Origin of the sequence: Geminocystis sp. NIES-3708, from assembly GCF_001548095.1 — a bacterium.
Lineage (GTDB): Bacteria > Cyanobacteriota > Cyanobacteriia > Cyanobacteriales > Cyanobacteriaceae > Geminocystis.
Genome location: NZ_AP014815.1, coordinates 2874036 through 2893258, shown reverse-complemented (window position 1 = coordinate 2893258; position 19223 = coordinate 2874036). Strand labels below are relative to the sequence as shown.

Genomic DNA, 19223 nt, shown 5'->3' with positions numbered 1-19223 from the left:
GATTTCTATATATTGCATATTTTTCGATGAATAACGATTATCTATTCATAATAACTATCACCCATTACTTTTTATCTATATTATTACCTTAATGTCATAAATCCTCCTGACAAAGTAAAATGTCATGAGAAAGAATTTATTATTCTAAAGAATGAGTAACAACCATAATAACCCTGATTGGCAGAGAGTAGAAAAAGCCTTAAACGTAGAAAAAGAATATGGTTATCAAAATTTACAAGGTAAGCAACATCGCTTTCATGAATTTTTATGGTTAACTTTTGGTAAAATTCCTCCCGTTAATAACTTATTAATTGCTTTTCGTTGGCAAAAAACAGCTCAACAATTTGCTATATATAATCAATTAACAACGTCACAAAGAATGGATTTAATTAGTCAAACTGAAGCGTTAATTACCGAAGTTCGTCAATTACAAATAAATGAGTTAAATTCCTACGAGATAAAAGAAAATATCGTCAATTCTCTTCCAAAAACTGCGACTCTTTCTCCTATTATTCCTCCTTCAACACCAAAAAAGATTACTTTAGATCAACCTATAACAGATTTAAGTACAATCAATTATCGACAAAAAGACTTATTAGGAAAATTAAATATTTATACTGTCAGAGATTTATTGTTTTATTATCCCAGAGATCACATTGATTATGCTCGTCAAATTAATATTTGTGACTTAGAAGCTGGGGAAACTGTAACAGTTATTGGCAAAGTTAAAAAATGTGATTGTTTTACCAGTCCAAAAAATAAAAAATTAACTATCCTTAATCTTATTCTTAAAGATGCTACCGGAGAATTAAAAATTAATCGTTTTTTTGCGGGTAATTTATTCACTAATCGAGGATGGCAAGAAAAAATGAAGCGGATGTATCCTATGGGTGCATTATTGGCAGCTTCTGGCTTAGTGAAGGAAAATAAATACGGTATTACCCTTGATAACCCTGAATTTGAGGTTTTAGATTCTCAGGGTGGTAATATTAATTCTTTGAAAATTGGGCGTTTACTACCAGTTTATCCTCTCACTGAAGGTATTCCTGCTGATGTTATTCGTAAAAGTGTGGTAGAAGCTATTCCTGCATTACAAGAAATTACTGATCCTTTACCTGTTATTCTGAAACAACAATATAATTTAATTAATCTACAAACAGCGATCGCCCAAATACATTATCCTGAAGATCAAGATAAACTAAGCCAAGCTAGACGCAGATTAATTTTCGATGAATTTTTCTATCTCCAATTAGGCTTTTTAAATCGTAAACAACAAGAAAAAGAGAGTCGTCAAGCAGTGGCATTTACCCCTCAAGGAAAACTAATTGAAGAATTTAATCACATCTTACCCTTTAAATTAACAAATGCTCAACAAAGAGTTATCAACGAAATTGAGCAGGATTTACAATCAGACTCCCCGATGAATCGCTTAGTGCAAGGTGATGTAGGTTCAGGGAAAACAATTGTAGCAGTTTTTGCTCTTTTAACTGCTTTACAATCAGGTTATCAAGGTGCATTAATGGCACCCACAGAAGTTTTAGCCGAGCAACATTATCGCAAGATAGTAGAGTGGTTTAACCTCTTACATTTGCCCGTAGAATTGCTTACAGGTTCAACAAAAATAGGTAAACGTAGAGAAATACACGCTCAACTAGAAAGTGGAGAATTACCTCTTTTAATCGGCACTCATGCCTTAATTCAAGATCCTGTAAACTTTTGTAATCTAGGTTTAGTTGTAATTGATGAACAACACAGATTCGGAGTACAACAACGAGGAAGACTACTGGCGAAAGGAAAAGCACCTCATGTATTAAGTATGACAGCAACACCAATTCCACGCACTCTAGCTTTAACCCTTCACGGTGATTTAGACGTGAGTCAAATTGATGAATTACCACCTGGCAGACAAGCAATTCAAACTACAGCATTAACTGGCAGACAACGACAAAATGCCTATGACTTAATTAAGCGAGAAGTAGCACAAGGAAGACAGGCTTATGTGATTTTTCCTATGATTGAAGAATCTGAAAAGTTAGACGTAAAGGCAGCAGTGGCTGAATATGAAAAATTTAAAGAAAAAATCTTTCCTGACTTTAAAATTGGCTTGTTACATGGGCGAATGTCATCAGCGGAAAAAGATGTTGCGTTAAACGCTTTTCGGGATAACAAAACTCAGATAATTGTATCAACAACAGTGATTGAGGTAGGAGTTGATGTGCCTAATGCTACTGTTATGTTAATTGAAAATGCTGAACGTTTTGGCTTATCCCAATTACATCAGTTAAGGGGTAGGGTAGGGCGTGGTAGTCATAAATCTTATTGTTTGTTACTCAGTAGCAGTAAAACTGGGGATGCAATGCAAAGATTAAGTGTTTTAGAACAATCACAAGACGGTTTCTTTATCTCGGAAATGGATTTAAGATTACGTGGTCCTGGTGAAGTTTTAGGTAGTCGTCAATCGGGTTTACCAGATTTTGCGTTAGCTAGTTTAGTGGAAGATCAAGAAGTGTTAGTATTAGCTAGGGAAGCGGCTGAGAAGATTTTATTACAGCATCAATATTTAAAAGATACACCTTCTTTAAAAAATGAATTAGAAAGACGTTATCAAAAGTTAATTGGTAGTCAAATTTTAACTTAGTTTTTTAGACTGAAAACTACTAATAAACTATTATGAATTGTAGAAATATTTTTCTCAAAAACCGAGCCTATGTGTTTCATTAATCTTTGTTGAGAAACCGAGCAAATTTGAAAAGTATCAGCAACAGAAATGAATGAGCAGTTTTACTTTAAATTGAGATTTATCCCAATTTTACTCACCTCAACAGCGTAACCTCCTATGGTTAAATATACGGTATTTGCCATACTTCCTATTAGACGAATAAGTTTACCTAAACGATTACGAAATAAACGCCCTAAAGGATAAGCAGGAATAACACCCCAACCCGTTTCTTCCCCTACTAAAATAATGTTACTGGAGGCATTTTTTAAACTAAAAATCAATTTTTCAACTTCAATTTGCCATTGAGATTCATCTTTTTCTAAGAAGTTAGTAACCCATGTACCTAAAGAGTCAATTAATATACAATTATCTTGAGGAATTTTCTTAATTGCTAAAGATAAATTATCAGGAATTTCCCATGTTTGCCAGTTTTTTGGTCGTCTTTTTTGATGTTGTTTTATTTTTAACATCCATTCTTCATCATCTTTTATTTTTTGTGCAGTTGCTATATAAATTACTGGTTTTTGACTATTTTTCGCCAGAGATTCTGCCCATTCACTTTTACCAGAATTTGCCGCACCCGTGACTAAAATTATTTGAAAATCTTTCATAAAATTTTGTGTATTTTGAAATTAGTAATAGTTAATTTTATTTTTTGATATTTATTTATATCATAAACTTTTCGAAAAAACTATACGAAAAAACTATAATTTCATATTATTATTATTTTCTATTTATTAGTATTTATTTAAAAAAACTCTAATTTTTTAACTAAAATATAAAATTTACTGCTAAACTATCCCTATTAATTATTAATTTTTTTATACATTAATATTTCTATGGATAATCAAAACCCAATCCTACCAGAATTAGAGCCTATTTTAGATGAGAAATCTTGGCTTGATTTAAGTCAATATAATTCTTCTTTTAATAGAGGTAAACCTCAATGGTTTATTTTTTTATGGTGGTTAATTGAAGCAATTATTTTTCCGATTACCCCTCATAATTTCAATAGTTTTCGGTGTAGTTTATTAAAACTATTTGGTGCAAAAATCGGTAAAAATGTTGTAATTCGCCCCAGTGTTAAAATATATTTTCCTTGGAAAGTCGAAATTGGTGACTATAGTTGGATTGGAGATCAAGTTAACTTATATAGTTTAGATAAAATTAAAATTGGGTCTAACTCTATCTTATCTCAAAAATGCTATCTCTGTACAGGTAGTCATAACCCTAATCATGTGAATTTTCCTCTGATTATTGCACCTATCTTTATTGGTAACGGAGTTTGGATTGCGGCGGATTGTTTTATCGCTCAAGGTGTTAAAATTGGCGCTAATACGATAATTGGTGGTAGAAGTAGTGTTTTTAAAAGTATTCCTGCCGAAACGATTGCATGGGGAAATCCTTGTCAACCTCAAAAATCTCGTAATTTTCATGACATCAAAAAAGATTAGTATTTTTAAACTACTATTTTAGTCTGATTGTGGCAAAATAGAAGATAGTTAAAAATCATGACCTTATAGTTAAGTAAGAAGTAAAAATCATGAATAGTTGCATTTTAATGGCAAAAATCGTTCGTAATCCTCAATTAAGATACACTCAAGATAATCAATTAGCGTTTGCTGAGATGATGGTAGAATTTGAAAATCCTTCTCCTAATAATCCTCCTTCAACTCTTAAAGTAGTTGCATGGGGTGGTTTGGCTACAGATATTGAACAAAAATATACCGAAGGTAATCAAGTTGTATTGACTGGACGTTTAAAAATGGATTTAGTTGAAAGACAAGGATATAAAGAGAAAATTGCTGAGTTGACGATTTCTCATATTTATCCTTTGGGTGGCAATAATAACGATAATTCTCCTCGAAATAAAGTTGTAAGTTTAAATGATTATAAAACTGATGATAATGAAGATGATTCTATTTTAGATGATAGTATTAATTCTAATAACTTAGATAATATTCCCTTCTAAACAACTAACAATTAACAATTAACAACTCATTTTTTTATTAAAAATTTTATTTTATTGACTATTTTGACAATAATTTCCTCTAGCCATAGGATAAATTGATCAAGTTTTTCTAAGATTATTTCTAATAAATGTTTTTCATATTTTATTTCCGTAATTTGCACCTCTATTTCCTCTAAAGTTATTTCTTTTTTTTGTATTTTGACTGTTTGTTTATCTTGAATAACTATATTTTTTTGATTATTTTTTCCTTTTGTTATCTGCTCAATTTCTGAATCATTAATTATTAGTTCTAATGATTCCGAAGTTGATTCTAACACTCTATCCTCAAAACTACCAGTAATTTCTCCATTAAATTGTTTATCTTCTATTACTATATTAGAATTATTCTTAACAGAAGAGTCAAGTAAAATATTATTACCAAATAAATCTTCCCATGATAACCAAGGATCAGTAATTTCTTCATTTATAATAATAATTTCTGTTTCTAAAAAAAATCCTAAATTATGATTATTAGATGATAATTTATGGGATTGATTCTTATTATAAAAAAAGTAGTCAATAGCGGCAAAAATTAGCATTTTAACTTGAAAAGGATCGTCAGAATTATTAAGTTTATTATATAAATTATTTTTAGCAATATTTAATTGATTTAAACCCTGACTAATGATTTGTTCGGTGCTATCTTGTACAAGAGGTATAATATTTTCTAAACTATCTTGTGTTTGACTAATTATAGTTTTAAAGATTTTATTATTAGATAAATTTGCGGGAGAAATAGCAAGATTATTTTCATTATTAAAAGACAATTCTTGATTAAAATTTTTATTATTTTCTATTAATTGATTTTTATTATTTTTTTCTTTAAAAAAGTAGTTTATAGCCTCTTGAATTAAGAGAAAAATTGATAACTTTTTTTTGTAGTCAGAGTTTAACGTTTGAGAATTATTAATTATATTATTATCTTGATTCTGACCACTAATAATTTTACCTTCAGTATCTAAAATATTTTGATCATCATCTAATTGTTTAGAGTGACTTAAAAATGCTATATTCTCTAAAATGGCAAAAAAACTGTCAATTAAGTAAATAATGTTATGCTTTTCAGCTAAAAATAAATCAGAAGAAGATTGATTTTTTAAAACTAAGTCAGATTTATGAAGATTATTAATATCTTGAGAAATAGTAAAGTCTAATTTTGATTTTCCAAAAATATTAAACCACGCTAAAAACCGAGAAAAAAAGTTAGATGGTGGGGCAGTGGATAAAACTTGAATATTAGTAAGTTTATCGGTTATATTATGAATAATATTATTCACTTCTTCTTGTTTATTCAAAGGAATAATATCCGTAAATTTATTATTTTCTAAAACACAAATAATTTGTTTGTCTTTAATTCTACTAGCAAAACCTTGAAAATTTTTAATGGGGAAAGATGTTAATTGAGGATGAAAATTAATAACTTCGTTGACACTATTTATGACATCATCTGAGGAAACTAAGGCTTTTCTTTGATTAGAATTCTTTAACTGAGATGAAACAGAGGAAGAAGTAGGAGAAAAAGTTTGATTAATTTTTTTTGTAGTTTCCCATAACCAAAATAATGGCAAAACTAGATTTTGTAAACCAGTTTTTGCTACATAACCTAATTCACGAAATTTAATATTGACTTGACTATTAAACTTGATATAATGTCGGTTGAGAAAATTAAATAATCGACTTTTATAGGGCTTATTTGATGGTAAAGACATAAGAATTAGAAATTAAGAATTAATAATGACAAATTAAGAATTAACATTCAGAGTTTTAGTCTTAATTAAGTTAATTAATCGTTGTTTTGTTTGTAAGTTATGACGGATAACCTATTATGACTCAATAATTAATGAAGAATGAATAAGTTAAGAGTTTATCAGAACTTGAAACTTTGAGTATATTATTTGTTAGACATAAATAAGTACAAAATTAAAATCTATTTTAAACACAAAAGTATTAAATCCTCATGACAGATATAAATAATTTTACGGAAGAATTAACTAAAACAAAACTGGCTTATCAACTATCTTTACAAAATAGTCGTTTTAAAGCGGGTTTTCTTGGTAGAATTGCCCATGAAATTCGCTCACCTCTAAGTAGTTTAATGGGTTTACATCAATTAATTATTAATGATTTATGTGAAAGTAAGGAAGAAGAAAGAGAATTTATTGAAGAAGCCTATAAATATGCTAAAAAACTAATGAGAATTATTGATCAATTAACAGAAGTTTCTAAAATAGAAGTAGGTAAATTAACCTTAGAAATCCAAAAAGTTGATTTATCAGAATTGTTAATAGATATACAAGAAATAATGGCTTTACAGGCAGCCAATCGTAATCTAAAGCTCAAGTTAGAAAAAATAAAAGATAATATAATAATCAATATTGATAGGGAAAAGTTAACAAATACCCTTATTTCTTTATTAGAAGTGGTAATTGATTATAGTGAGATGGGGGAAATAATTTTAACAGTTGTCAGTAAAGAAGATGATAAACAAATTATGATTAATATTGATTTTCCTTGTCAACATTTAACCATCAGTGAAAATATCGATTTTATTAAACCTCCCATAGAAGAATTGAAACAGTTAAACAGTATGCCCCAATTCTCTAATGGTATGAAAATTATGTTAGGTGAAACTTTACTGCAAATGATGGGAGGAAAATTGGTATTAAATTCTAATCAAGATAATGATGATGGAATACAATGGCAAATATTTCTTCCTCTTAATTATTAACATTAACTAAATATTTTTTTATAAATAAACATAATTCAAAGAAATTATCATCAATTATCAATTATTAACTGTTGACATTCTTTAACTAAATCATTACTGGTAGGATAACGGTTATATAAAACCATAGTAGTCGTAAGGTTTTCTGTGAAGCCAATTCTTTGATAAAACTTTTGTTGATGAGTGGTAGTTAAATAAACTCTTTCTACTCGACTAAGATGAGGATGACTGATTAAAGTTTCTACTAACTTACTACCTAAACCATAACCTTGATAATCAGGGTGAATTACCACATCCCAGATTGTAGCCCGATAAACACCGTCAGATGTTGCTCTTCCACTACCAATTAAACGTTGATTATCCCAAATAGAAACCACAGGATTGCTATTAATAACCGCAATTTTCACATCTTCTAAAGTACGATTTTGTGCCCAAAAAGCCGTATTTTTATATAACTCTAATAATTGTACTAAATCTATTTTTGTTTTATCTGTACAAAATTGGATATGGCTAAAATCCATCTATGTTACTCCTTTTTATTCCATTCAAATCAAAAATGAACAATGGACAATAAATTCTTTTTTGAAAATATCAATCTTACTAATAAAGCTATTTATGTTATTCAACAGTATCAATATTAACAATTAATAATTGATAATGAACAATAATTGTTTTCTAATTGTTATGAAAAATTAATAATTGTCTATTTTACCTAACTTTGAATAGTCAATAATAAAAGCTTCAGGTAATTCTTGTTGATAAAATAATGGCGATCTCACCTGCTCGTTATGTAGATGAAAAAGTTACAGGCAACGCATAAACACTTCAACACTGGTAAAATTAGATACATTAAATTCAACTGTGTTAGCCTGTTTAAACCTCGAAAGAAATTATATTGGTATGAAGAAAGAAGAAAAATATATTAATTTTATTAATCAAAGAGTAACTGAACATAAATTGATTCTATCCATATAATATTAGAATCGATAATTAATACTTTTCCTCTAAATGTTTTAAAACATCATAAATACCACCTATATATAATAAATCTTTTGCTTTAAAACTAATATAATCTTGAGATTTGATTTTTGATGTTATTAAAAATCCTGCTGAAATGATTTTATATTGAGAATTTTTTATATCAATTTCTTTATCAATAAACATAAAAACTATTAATTTATTTTTTTCAATTTCTTTTTCATTCACATACCAATCTACATCTAACATCAAATTTTCCGTTCTTGTTTTAACCTGTATTCCAATTTTTGGATTTTTTAATAAAGTTAAATCTATACCTCCATCATCTATCCCATTTCCATATTTTTCATAATCTACTTGATTAACAATATTTCCTAATCTTGTTTTAACAACAAATTCTCCTAATTTACCTTTAAAAAAATTATTGTAAATAGTTTTAGATTCAGGGTTATTTCTATTCTTTGAATATTTATCAATCATATCAAAAGAAAAATTACTAATAGTATCTATTTCTGATTGATTAATAATTATTAATTCGCTATGAAATCCGATTAAACTCGACTCTAATAAATTACCTTTTTTATATCTTTCTACAAAATCTAATTGTTGCCTAATCAATAAATTAAGATAGTAATCTGTTGTTTTTAAGCTAAATATTTGATTATCTTCTCGAATATTTAAACCTGTTAAATCTGATTCTTTTATAGTAATTTGCTCTGCCGATACTTTTTCAAAAATACAATAATTTAAAATGACTCTATCAAATAAAGTATTCAATATTTTACTATCACTAAAATCAGATTTCTCAAGATTTGAATTAACAAATTCTGTCCTTTCTATTACAGACTTACTAAAATTAACATTGACTAATCTTGTCTGAATAAATTGAGTATCTTGTATTTTTGTGAAAGTAAGATTTGAATTAGTAAAATCACATTTATTAAACTTACTACCAAATAAACTTACTCCTAAACGAGCATTTTGAAAATTAGAATGATTTAATGAACAATTATTAAAATTACAACTTACTAATATTGCATTTTCTAAATTGGCACCAATTAAATTAGAACCCTTAAAATCAGAATCAGATAAGTTACTGTGAAATAGGATTGCATTTTCTAAATTGGAATAATTAAAATGACAATAACTACCAATAGATTTGATATCATTTTTTAATAAATCTAGTGATGCTTTTTCTATTTTGATGTTGAGTAATTGTGAATTATTAAACTCAGTTAATATGAGTAAACATTCTTGAATATTTGCTTGATTTAAAGTACAACTATTAAATTTTGTATGAGATAAATTAGACTTAATAAAAGTAGCTTGATATAAATTTGAACCTGAAAAGTCACACCCGTCAAGATTTGCATTTTCAAAATGACTATTTTGAGCATTAATCCCCTTCAAATCACTTCCTTGAAAATTAGTATTAACTAAAATAGTATCAGTTAAATCAGTACCTTTTAAATCACATCTACTTAAATCAGCATTTGTTAAATTACATCGGCTAAAATCAGCACCTCTTAAATCATTTCCTTTTAAATTAATATCGCTTAAATCTTCATTAGTGAGATTGATGTCTTCTAAATCATCAGTTTTAAAATAAGCATTTTTTGTAAAATCTCTTTGACCTTCTTGATAAAATCTTAGTAATGTTTCTCTATCCATTAATTCACTTTATGTGAAAAAAGCTAGATATAAATTATAACAACTTATATCTAACTTTTATTAAACATTTTACTGGAAAATATTAATTAAAAAGTGCCGATTTTAACCGATTCTACGCTGAAAAGGATGTCCTTTGTTCCATTTTGCTTGACTTGGGGAATCTACAAATTTCACCTTTATATCTGCCTGACTAGCAGAGTTCACCCAAAAAACTTTAGTATCAGCTTGGCTAGGAGATTTGACATAAAACCATTTTTCATCACCCTTAGCTTGAGAATTTGAATTAACAACATAAACTAACACATCTGCCTGACTTGAAGACTCAACTTTATATGCTTTAACATCAGATTGACTACTAGATTCGACAACAAATATTTTCGCCATATTTATATCAATGTATAACGACTGCTCTATCATAACTTTTAAACAAAAAGGTTTCGTTGTTATACAGGTGTGGTTATCCGAATAATCTATTCTAGATAAAAATTCATTAAATAGTTCAATATCTCAATACTTGACTTTCTATGAAATTAAACTTTTAAGTGGCATCCTTTTATAATGGAAAAAAGATACAAGATAGTAAAAAATAATGTCGATCGCAACTGATACACTAATTACACCAGAAATATTTAAACCTGCCCGTTATTTAGGCAACGAATTAGGGGCAAAACATAAAGACTTCGACACAGCAAAGGTTCGATGGGTGTTGACTTATCCCGAAGTTTATGAGGTAGGAGCGTCAAATTTAGGGCATATTATTCTCTACAATATCATTAACGCTCAACCAAGGCAAATGTGCGATCGAGCTTACCTACCTGCGCCCGACTTGGCAATGAAGATGAGAGAAACCAATACCCCTTTATTTGCCCTAGAAACGAAACGAGAGGTTAAAGAATACGATATTTTAGGATTTAGCTTGAGTTATGAACTGGGAGCGACTAATATCTTAGAAATGCTGAGTTTAGCTGATATTCCCTTGACTTGGCAAGAAAGAAAAGATACCGATTACCCTTTGATATTTGCAGGAGGACAAACGGCAACCTCAAATCCTGAGCCTTATGCAGACTTTTTTGACTTCGTGGCTTTAGGTGACGGGGAGGAATTGTTACCTGAAATTGGTTTAGTTATTGAAGAAGGCAAACGAGATGGTTTAACTAGAACAGAATTACTATTGGATTTAGCACAAGTGCCGGGGGTATATGTGCCTCAATTCTATGATATGCAATCCGATGGCAGTGTCAAGCCTAATCGTGATGATGTGCCGGAAAGGATTTTAAGACGGGTAGCTACCCCTATACCTGCTTATTCTATAGGATTAGTGCCTTATGTGCAAACGGTACATGATCGCCTTACAATCGAAATTCGTAGAGGTTGCACTAGAGGTTGTCGTTTTTGTCAACCCGGAATGTTAACGCGCCCTGCCAGAGATGTTGAGCCAGAAGAAGTGGTAAATAGCATCGTTGAGGGGATGAAACAAACAGGATTTAACGAATTTAGTCTATTATCTCTTAGTTGCTCTGATTATCTATCATTACCTGCTGTTGGCATTGAAATCAAAAATCGCCTCAAGGATGAAAATATATCTCTCTCCCTTCCTTCCCAAAGAGTTGATCGCTTTGATGAAAACATTGCTAATATTATTGGTGGTACTCGCAAAACTGGCTTAACTTTTGCACCTGAAGCTGGTACGCAACGAATGCGCGATATTATTAACAAAGGGTTAACCAATGAGGAATTATTGCGAGGCATTCAGACGGCGGTAAGGGAGGGTTGGAATCAAGTTAAACTTTACTTTATGATAGGCTTACCGGGAGAAACCGATGAGGATGTTATCGGTATTGTGGAAACTGTTAAATGGTTGCGTCAAGAATGCCGTCATCTTACTAATAAACGCCTTAATTTTAATATCACCATCTCGAATTTTACCCCTAAACCCCATACTCCTTTTCAATGGCATTCTGTTTCTACTTCCGAATTTTTGCGTAAACGTAATATTTTGCGTGATGAATTTTATCCTGTCAAAGGTGTTAAAGTTAATTATACAGATGTACGTATTTCTGCCATAGAGGATTTTGTGGGACGTGGCGATCGTAATTTAGCCCCTGTGGTGCGTCGGGCGTGGGAATTGGGTGCTGGCATGGATTCATGGTGGGAAAGCATCGATAAGGCTTATAAGGCATGGCAAACTGCCATTGATGAGGCAGGGTTAACTTGGAAATATCGACTGGTGGAGAATGGCGAATGGAATGTATTTGAGGAGGCAGAAGACAGAGAGCAGAAGGCAGAAGAAGATATGATAGACTATAAGTCACAATCAGAGAATCAACTATCAACTATCAACTATTCACTATTCACTAAAAAGCTCTTACCGTGGGATCATTTAGATACAGGTATTGATAAACAATGGCTTATAGAAGACTTAGAAAAGGCGTTAAAAGAAGCTACTGTGCCTGATTGTGCCTTTGATGGTTGTAGTAGTTGTGGTGTTTGCAGCCCAGATTTTGGGCATAATATTGTGGTAACTCCTCCTCCCATTCCTGATTATGTAGGGGAGTTTAAGCCTAACCAAGAAAAAGCTCAAAAAATTCGGGTATGGTTTGGCAAACACGGCAATATGGCATTGGTTAGTCATTTAGACTTAGTGCGTTTGTTTGATCGAGCTATCAGACGGGCGGGTATTCCAATCTCTTATACTGGAGGTTTTCATCCTGGACCTAAAATTTCGATCGCATTAGCTTTATCATTAGGGATGACAAGTAATGGAGAAATTGTGGATTTTGAAAATCATACGTCTATGAATATTGATGTATTTACTGAAAAATTAAAGGCACAATTACCTCCAGAATTGCCGATTTTTCGAGTAGAAGAATTACCTATTAAATCTCCTAAAGCTACTCAAATTTTAGATACGGCTGAATATATTATTACCATTTCTGCGGATACTAAAATTAGCCTTTCTTCATGGAAAAATTGGATTACTCAAGTGCAAAACTCGTCAGAAATTATGATGGAAAAAACTGCTAAAACTGGGAAGAAAAAAATGGTTAATTTAAGAGAAAACTTAGATAAAATATTTATAATTGATGATAATTTTCAAGAGTCAGAACAAGTAAAAATTAATTATTTAGGTAGTGCTAAAAATGATGGTAGTTTATTAACTCCTGACCAAGTTTGTTATATGTTAGAACAGATTAGTAAAGAAAATTTAACTCTAATTAAGGCACATCGAGAACAAATTATCTTAGCTAATTATATTACTCAATAAAAAAGTATAGGGCAATAAAAAGCCCTCAAAATTAAGTTTAATATTAATTATTGAAATAGCTATAAATAAATCATATGAACAAAAATGAAATATTAACTTTGCAAAATAGATCTAATAAAAATATTTGGATTACTGGAATTTTAACATTCTTTGTTGCACCATTTGGTTATATTTATACTATTCGATATAAAGCCGCATTTATAGCTTTTATTGTTTATGCTATTCTCTTAGGTTTATCAGAAGAAAGTGAGACAGGAGAGATGTTATTAGGATTATTTGCTATAGGTGTTACGGTTGAAAATGTTATGTTTATTAATAGTGCTAAAAATCAAGTAAAAAAATTAGGTATAAATATAAACAAAGATAATTTTTTGTCATCATCAGGCTCTTTAGTTAATCCTGATATAATAATTTTAAAAGTTTTACAAAAAAGAGGCATAATGACTATCTCAGAAATTGTTGTTGCCACTGAACTAAGTCCTCAAATTGTTAAACAAACTTTGTTAGAATTGGAGCGTGAACAATTAATTTATGGATATAATCGAGAAACTGATGGTGCAGTTGTGTATAAAAATATTTAATTAGAATTTTTGAATCAAAGTAGTCAAAATTTTGCATTTTCTTGTTAAAATCACATTCTTAAAACCTCTATTTTTTTAAGGTTTCTGATTTATTCAACAATGCTTAAATATTCTTGGGTTTAAGAGTTAAAGAAGCAATTAGTCCAAATGTACCTCCAATTAAACCAATAAGTAACCATAAAGGAAAAAAATAACCTTTAGTGTCGGCAACAATTCCTGCTATTAAACCAATTAAACTATGTAATAGCATCAAAGAAAAAACAATATTAGGATCGATATTCATCAAAGTTTCTAACATATTAGCTTAAATTAACGCCGTTTATTGTAAAGTAATTATTTAAAGTTTTTAGCTTGTAATTGTCAACTGTCAAAATCAAAGAATCTAAATTTCTTATCAAATTTTAGACAAAAAACTTTGATTCTTTAATTATATTTTATTGCTAGTACGAAATCTAAAATATTAACTTTTTTTGGGTTTAAAAGTAGAAGCAATATGTAATTCTTTTAGTTGTTTACTGTCAACTTCTGCTGGTGCTTCGGTTAATAAACAACTAGCTTGTTGAGTTTTCGGGAAGGCAATTACATCTCTAATGGAATCTTCTTTAGCTAATAACATTACCAGTCGATCAAGTCCATAAGCAATACCTCCATGAGGTGGTGTACCATATTCAAAAGCTTCTAATAAAAAGCCAAATTTATTTTTAGCTTCTTCTGCTGATAAACCAATAGTAGCAAATACTTTTTCTTGGATTTCCCGTTGATAAATTCTTAAACTTCCACCCCCGATTTCGATGCCATTTAATACTAAATCATAGGCTAAAGCACGGGCATTGGATAAGTCTTGTAAATCCTCTGGATTAGGTGCAGTAAAAGGATGATGTAAGGCTTCGAGACGTTTTTCATCGGCATTCCACTCAAACATTGGAAATTCTGTTATCCAGACTAAGTTCATTTGATCTTCATCGATTAAGCCTAGTTGTTGACCTATTACTAATCTTAAGCGATCAAGAGATTTATTGACTGTTGCGGTATCTCCAGCACTGAATAACAGTAAATCACCATTTTTTGCTTTAGTTTTATCTAATAGTGTCTGTTTTTGCTCAGGAGTAAGATTATCTTTTATCGCTCCAATGGTATCAATTTCACCATTTTCTCTAACTCTAATATAAGCAATACCCTTAGCCCCTGCAATGGTTGCTTCAGTAAATAAATCCCCACCGGGTTTTATCCTAACGTTAGAAATTTTATCGTTACCATCAGGAATAGGTAACACTTTCACTTTTCCACCATTAGAAATAGCTGAAGCAAAAACTTTAAACCCTGAATCTTTCATAATGTCAGATACATCGACTAATTCTAAGCCAAAACGAGTATCTGGGCGATCGCTGCCATACTTATTCATGGCTTCTGCATAGGTTAAACGAGGAAAAGGACGGGGTAAATCAATATTTTTGACATTTTTGAAGATATGACAGATTAAAGCCTCGTTAAGCTCAATTATTTCGTTTTCGGACATGAAGCTCATTTCCATATCTAATTGAGTAAATTCGGGTTGCCTATCTGCCCGTAAATCTTCATCTCTGAAACATCTTGCAATCTGATAATAGCGATCAAATCCTGACACCATCAACAATTGCTTAAATAACTGTGGTGATTGAGGTAAGGCATACCATTGTCCTTCATTTACCCTCGACGGCACAAGATAATCTCTTGCTCCTTCAGGAGTGGATCTAGTTAGTACTGGTGTTTCGATTTCTAGGAAATTTTGCTCATCTTCTAAGAATCGACGCATTGCCTTAACCACTTGATGACGTAATACTAAGTTGCGACTCATCCGTTCTCGTCTTAAATCTAAATAGCGATATTTGAGTCTTAAATCTTCCCTAACATTTTCGTCTTCAATGGTGGAAACTTGGAAGGGTAACTGTTTACCCACTGCATTGAGTAACTGAATTTCTGTGGCATAAATTTCGATTTCTCCTGTAGGCAATTTGGGATTGAGAGATTCTGAAGGGCGTTGAAATACTTTTCCTGTAATTTTAACTACATATTCATTGCGCAAACTTTCGGCATTTTGATATGATTCAGGAGTACGTTGAGGATCACTAACTATTTGTACTATCCCAGAGCGATCACGTAAATCAATAAAAATAACACCACCGTGATCTCGTCTTCGATCAACCCAACCATAAACAGTTACAATTTTATCTAAATGCTCAAGGCGTAAGTCGCCACAATAATTAGTTCTCATAATAAGTTATTTTTTATACCAATATCAATATACAGTTTTTCGACTCGCCAACAAAGTCATACAAACTTTCTATTATAATCATTTATCAGTTCAAAACATTCTCACTTGATGATTTTTAGTCAACCTCAGTCAATGGTATTTAAAGTTTAAGGTGAATTGCTAATTGATAGGCAATAGTTGATAATTAAGGGAAATATAATCCTATAAATTCATTAGAATATGGCTAACTTCCTTTTAGAAATTGGAACTGAAGAACTACCAGCAGATTTTATTAATAGTGCTATTAGTCAATGGCAAAATAAGATTGAACAAAATTTGAAGGATGAATTTTTATCTGCTCATAATATTAACATCTATGCTACTCCTCGACGTTTAGGAGTCTTGATTGAAGGTTTAGAAGAAAAACAAGCTGATAGGGAAGAAGAAATAAAAGGGCCTCCTATTTCCACGGCTTTTAAGGATGGTAAACCAACTTCTGCGGCAGAAGGTTTTGCTCGTAAACAAGGAGTTTCTGTGGCTGATTTTCAGGTAAAAGCTACAGATAAAGGAGAATTTATTTTTATCAACAAAAAAACTGTTGGAGAAAAAACTACTACTATTTTACAAAAGTTAATTCCTCAATGGATTATCGGATTGGAGGGTAGAAGATTTATGCGTTGGGCGGATGGTGATTTACGGTTTCCTCGCCCTATTCGTAGTTTAATTTCTCTTTGGGATAATGATATTTTACCCATTGAGTTGGTAAGCGGCTCAACTACTATCAAGAGTGATCGTATTACATGTGGTCATAGAGTATTACATCCTAATACTGTTAATATTTCATCTGCCAAAGCTTATGTTGATTCTCTACAAAAAGCATCAGTGTTAGTCGATGTAAAAAATCGTAGGCAAAAGATTGAAGGAGAAATCAAGATTTTAGCTGATACTGTTGGCGGAAAAGCCGAAATTTATCCTGATTTATTGGCAGAAGTAACTAATTTAGTCGAATATCCTACTGCTGTTTTAGGGAAATTTGAGCAGGAATTTTTACAGTTACCTTCGGAAGTTATTTCTACGGTAATGGTTAAACATCAACGTTATTTTCCTATTAGGGATGAAAAAGGAGATTTAATGCCCTATTTTATCACTATTTCTAATGGAGATCCTCAAAAATCAGAGATTATCGCCACTGGAAATGCTAAAGTAATTCGAGCTAGATTAGCAGATGCTCAATTTTTCTATCAAGCTGATTGTGATGAACATTTAGAGACTTATTTACCCCAGCTAGAAAATGTAACTTTTCAGGAAGATTTAGGCTCAATGCACGATAAAGTCAATCGTATTATCGCCATTAGTCAACAAATTACAGAACAATTAAACTTACATGATACACAACGTATAGAGGTAGAAAGTACGGCTTCTTTATGTAAAGCAGATTTAGTTACTCAAATGGTATATGAATTTCCTGAATTACAGGGTATTATGGGGGAAAAATATGCTCTTGTCAGTGGTGAATCTCCCACAGTAGCAAAAGGAATTTTTGAGCATTATTTACCTAAAAATTCAGGAGATGTTTTACCACAAACTCTTAATGGACAAATCGTTGGTATTAGCGATCGCCTTGATACTATAGTGGGTATAATTGGTTTAGGAATGATGCCTAGTGGTTCAAGTGATCCTTTTGCCTTGAAAAGAGCGGCTAATGGTATTATTAATATTGCATGGCACGGTAATCTTCACTTAAATTTATATCAATTATTAAGTCAAGCCTGTGAAGAATTTGTCACAGCACATTCTGAAAAAGAATCACCTTTAAATATTATTAAAGAGTTTTTTATTCAAAGAATTAATACTCTTTTACAAGACGAATTAAAAATTGATTATGATTTAGTAAATGCTGTTTTGGGAGATAATGATCAAGAATACATTGAAAGGGCTTTAAATAATCTTTTAGATGTCCGAGATAGAGCTTTATTTTTACAGCAAATTCGTAATAATGGTATTCTCAGTCAAATTTATGAAACTGTAAATAGATCAACTAAATTAGCTACTAAAGGCACTTTAAATACTCAAGAATTAGAGCCTAAAAATATCATAAACCCCAATTTATTTGAGTCTGTTTCTGAACAAGAATTTTATCAAGCGTTAGAAAAATTAAACCCCATTACTAAACAAGCTAAAGCTGAAAGTAACTATAAATTATTAACAGATGCTTTATTAAAAATTAATCCTCAAGTTAGTAACTTTTTTGATGGTGAAAATAGCGTTTTGGTTATGGCAGAAAATGAAGAGGTAAAAACTAATCGTCTTAATTTGTTAGGATTATTACGTAATAATAGTCGTATTTTGGCTGATTTTGGTGCGATCGTAACATGATAAAATTCAGCTACCAAGTATTGGTCATCAGCTTTAAAGTATAGTAAGACTTACAGATCTATTGCTCAATCTTTAATTATTCATCAATGATTTAAAGATTACTATATAATTGGTAATATTAATTTTTGATAGCTAGTTAGGAATTGCTGAAAAAATGGAAAATCTTTGTTATTTATAAGTATTTTTCCTAACTACTACCCTTATCTAAAAACTTTATTATCACACCCCAGTTACTAATTATTATGCGTATTTTACACACAATGTTAAGAGTGGGAAACCTTGAAAAATCCCTTGATTTCTACTGCAATATTTTAGGAATGAAATTATTACGTCAAAAAGACTATCCTGATGGTAAATTTACCCTTGCTTTTGTTGGTTATGGTGATGAAACTTCTAATACTGTCATTGAACTTACTCACAATTGGGATACAACAAGTTATGATATTGGTACTGGTTATGGTCATATTGCTTTAGGGGTTGATGATATTTACGATACTTGTGAGCAAATTAAATCTTTAGGTGGTAAAGTTACTAGAGAACCCGGTGCAATGAAACATGGTTCAACATTAATCGCTTTCGTAGAAGATCCTGATGGTTATAAAATTGAGTTAATTCAAATATCTTCTCAAGCAAGATAAAACACACCCCGTATTTACTATTAATACTA

General features: G+C 30.7%; 15 protein-coding genes. 8 read left to right on the top strand and 7 right to left on the bottom strand.

All coding sequences use genetic code 11. The features are described 5' to 3' along the window. Positions 1-151: 151 nt before the first annotated feature. Entirely contained in the window at positions 152-2638 is a 2487-nt protein-coding gene (recG, locus tag GM3708_RS12735) for an ATP-dependent DNA helicase RecG (protein WP_066347624.1), read from the top strand. A 143-nt stretch (positions 2639-2781) separates the two neighbouring features. On the opposite strand, the gene cobU is transcribed toward recG, so the two are convergent. Then, positions 2782-3330, bottom strand: coding sequence for a bifunctional adenosylcobinamide kinase/adenosylcobinamide-phosphate guanylyltransferase (cobU, locus tag GM3708_RS12730; RefSeq protein WP_066347623.1), 549 nt, complete (start codon positions 3328-3330; stop codon positions 2782-2784). A gap of 228 nt (positions 3331-3558) precedes the next feature. On the opposite strand from cobU, the gene GM3708_RS12725 reads away from it, so the two are divergent. Together GM3708_RS12725 and GM3708_RS12720 are read left to right on the top strand one after the other, a co-directional pair. After that, positions 3559-4173 (top strand): WcaF family extracellular polysaccharide biosynthesis acetyltransferase, encoded by a 615-nt coding sequence (locus GM3708_RS12725; RefSeq protein WP_066347621.1) that lies wholly within the window; start codon positions 3559-3561, stop codon positions 4171-4173. An 89-nt stretch (positions 4174-4262) separates the two neighbouring features. Beyond that, positions 4263-4691 (top strand): single-stranded DNA-binding protein, encoded by a 429-nt coding sequence (locus GM3708_RS12720; RefSeq protein WP_066347619.1) that lies wholly within the window; start codon positions 4263-4265, stop codon positions 4689-4691. 26 nt (positions 4692-4717) lie between these two features. On the opposite strand, the gene GM3708_RS12715 is transcribed toward GM3708_RS12720, so the two are convergent. Further along, a complete protein-coding gene (locus tag GM3708_RS12715; protein WP_066347617.1) occupies positions 4718-6439 on the bottom strand; it encodes a hypothetical protein in 1722 nt (573 codons plus the stop codon). A 248-nt stretch (positions 6440-6687) separates the two neighbouring features. Between GM3708_RS12715 and GM3708_RS12710 the strand changes: the two genes are divergently transcribed. Next, positions 6688-7458 (top strand): sensor histidine kinase KdpD, encoded by a 771-nt coding sequence (locus tag GM3708_RS12710; protein WP_066347615.1) that lies wholly within the window; start codon positions 6688-6690, stop codon positions 7456-7458. 50 nt (positions 7459-7508) lie between these two features. Here the strand turns inward: GM3708_RS12710 and GM3708_RS12705 are convergent, their stop codons facing one another. From GM3708_RS12705 to GM3708_RS12695, 3 genes are all read right to left on the bottom strand, one after another. After that, entirely contained in the window at positions 7509-7976 is a 468-nt protein-coding gene (locus tag GM3708_RS12705; RefSeq protein ID WP_066347613.1) for a GNAT family N-acetyltransferase, read from the bottom strand. 469 nt (positions 7977-8445) lie between these two features. Next, positions 8446-10104: a pentapeptide repeat-containing protein gene (locus GM3708_RS12700; RefSeq protein WP_066347611.1), complete on the bottom strand. Its 1659-nt coding sequence runs from the start codon at positions 10102-10104 to the stop codon at positions 8446-8448. A 102-nt stretch (positions 10105-10206) separates the two neighbouring features. After that, positions 10207-10488, bottom strand: a complete 282-nt coding sequence (locus GM3708_RS12695) for a DUF6150 family protein (RefSeq protein ID WP_066347601.1) — start codon at positions 10486-10488, stop codon at positions 10207-10209. Positions 10489-10693: 205 nt separating this feature from the next. Here GM3708_RS12695 and GM3708_RS12690 point away from each other — a divergent pair, with 205 nt between their 5' ends. Together GM3708_RS12690 and GM3708_RS12685 are read left to right on the top strand one after the other, a co-directional pair. Then, positions 10694-13369: a TIGR03960 family B12-binding radical SAM protein gene (locus GM3708_RS12690; RefSeq protein ID WP_066347600.1), complete on the top strand. Its 2676-nt coding sequence runs from the start codon at positions 10694-10696 to the stop codon at positions 13367-13369. Between the two features lie 74 nt (positions 13370-13443). Next, positions 13444-13950 (top strand): hypothetical protein, encoded by a 507-nt coding sequence (locus GM3708_RS12685; protein ID WP_066347598.1) that lies wholly within the window; start codon positions 13444-13446, stop codon positions 13948-13950. A 103-nt stretch (positions 13951-14053) separates the two neighbouring features. Here the strand turns inward: GM3708_RS12685 and GM3708_RS12680 are convergent, their stop codons facing one another. After that, entirely contained in the window at positions 14054-14248 is a 195-nt protein-coding gene (locus GM3708_RS12680) for a hypothetical protein (RefSeq protein WP_066347594.1), read from the bottom strand. A 162-nt stretch (positions 14249-14410) separates the two neighbouring features. Continuing rightward, complete coding sequence (aspS, locus tag GM3708_RS12675) at positions 14411-16201, bottom strand: aspartate--tRNA ligase (protein ID WP_066347591.1); 1791 nt, start codon at positions 16199-16201, stop codon at positions 14411-14413. Between the two features lie 219 nt (positions 16202-16420). Here aspS and glyS point away from each other — a divergent pair, with 219 nt between their 5' ends. Further along, complete coding sequence (gene glyS, locus GM3708_RS12670; RefSeq protein ID WP_066347588.1) at positions 16421-18556, top strand: glycine--tRNA ligase subunit beta; 2136 nt, start codon at positions 16421-16423, stop codon at positions 18554-18556. Between the two features lie 242 nt (positions 18557-18798). Then, entirely contained in the window at positions 18799-19194 is a 396-nt protein-coding gene (gloA, locus tag GM3708_RS12665) for a lactoylglutathione lyase (protein ID WP_066347585.1), read from the top strand. Positions 19195-19223: the final 29 nt, after the last annotated feature.

Coding starts and splice junctions, on each gene's coding strand:
- GM3708_RS12715 (WP_066347617.1), bottom strand. CDS start 6,439: ATGTCTTTACCATCAAATAAGCCCTATAAAAGTCGATTATTTAATTTT.
- GM3708_RS12725 (WP_066347621.1), top strand. CDS start 3,559: ATGGATAATCAAAACCCAATCCTACCAGAATTAGAGCCTATTTTAGAT.
- GM3708_RS12705 (WP_066347613.1), bottom strand. CDS start 7,976: ATGGATTTTAGCCATATCCAATTTTGTACAGATAAAACAAAAATAGAT.
- gloA (WP_066347585.1), top strand. CDS start 18,799: ATGCGTATTTTACACACAATGTTAAGAGTGGGAAACCTTGAAAAATCC.
- GM3708_RS12690 (WP_066347600.1), top strand. CDS start 10,694: ATGTCGATCGCAACTGATACACTAATTACACCAGAAATATTTAAACCT.
- glyS (WP_066347588.1), top strand. CDS start 16,421: ATGGCTAACTTCCTTTTAGAAATTGGAACTGAAGAACTACCAGCAGAT.
- cobU (WP_066347623.1), bottom strand. CDS start 3,330: ATGAAAGATTTTCAAATAATTTTAGTCACGGGTGCGGCAAATTCTGGT.
- recG (WP_066347624.1), top strand. CDS start 152: ATGAGTAACAACCATAATAACCCTGATTGGCAGAGAGTAGAAAAAGCC.
- GM3708_RS12700 (WP_066347611.1), bottom strand. CDS start 10,104: ATGGATAGAGAAACATTACTAAGATTTTATCAAGAAGGTCAAAGAGAT.
- GM3708_RS12685 (WP_066347598.1), top strand. CDS start 13,444: ATGAACAAAAATGAAATATTAACTTTGCAAAATAGATCTAATAAAAAT.
- GM3708_RS12710 (WP_066347615.1), top strand. CDS start 6,688: ATGACAGATATAAATAATTTTACGGAAGAATTAACTAAAACAAAACTG.
- aspS (WP_066347591.1), bottom strand. CDS start 16,201: ATGAGAACTAATTATTGTGGCGACTTACGCCTTGAGCATTTAGATAAA.
- GM3708_RS12695 (WP_066347601.1), bottom strand. CDS start 10,488: ATGGCGAAAATATTTGTTGTCGAATCTAGTAGTCAATCTGATGTTAAA.
- GM3708_RS12720 (WP_066347619.1), top strand. CDS start 4,263: ATGAATAGTTGCATTTTAATGGCAAAAATCGTTCGTAATCCTCAATTA.
- GM3708_RS12680 (WP_066347594.1), bottom strand. CDS start 14,248: ATGTTAGAAACTTTGATGAATATCGATCCTAATATTGTTTTTTCTTTG.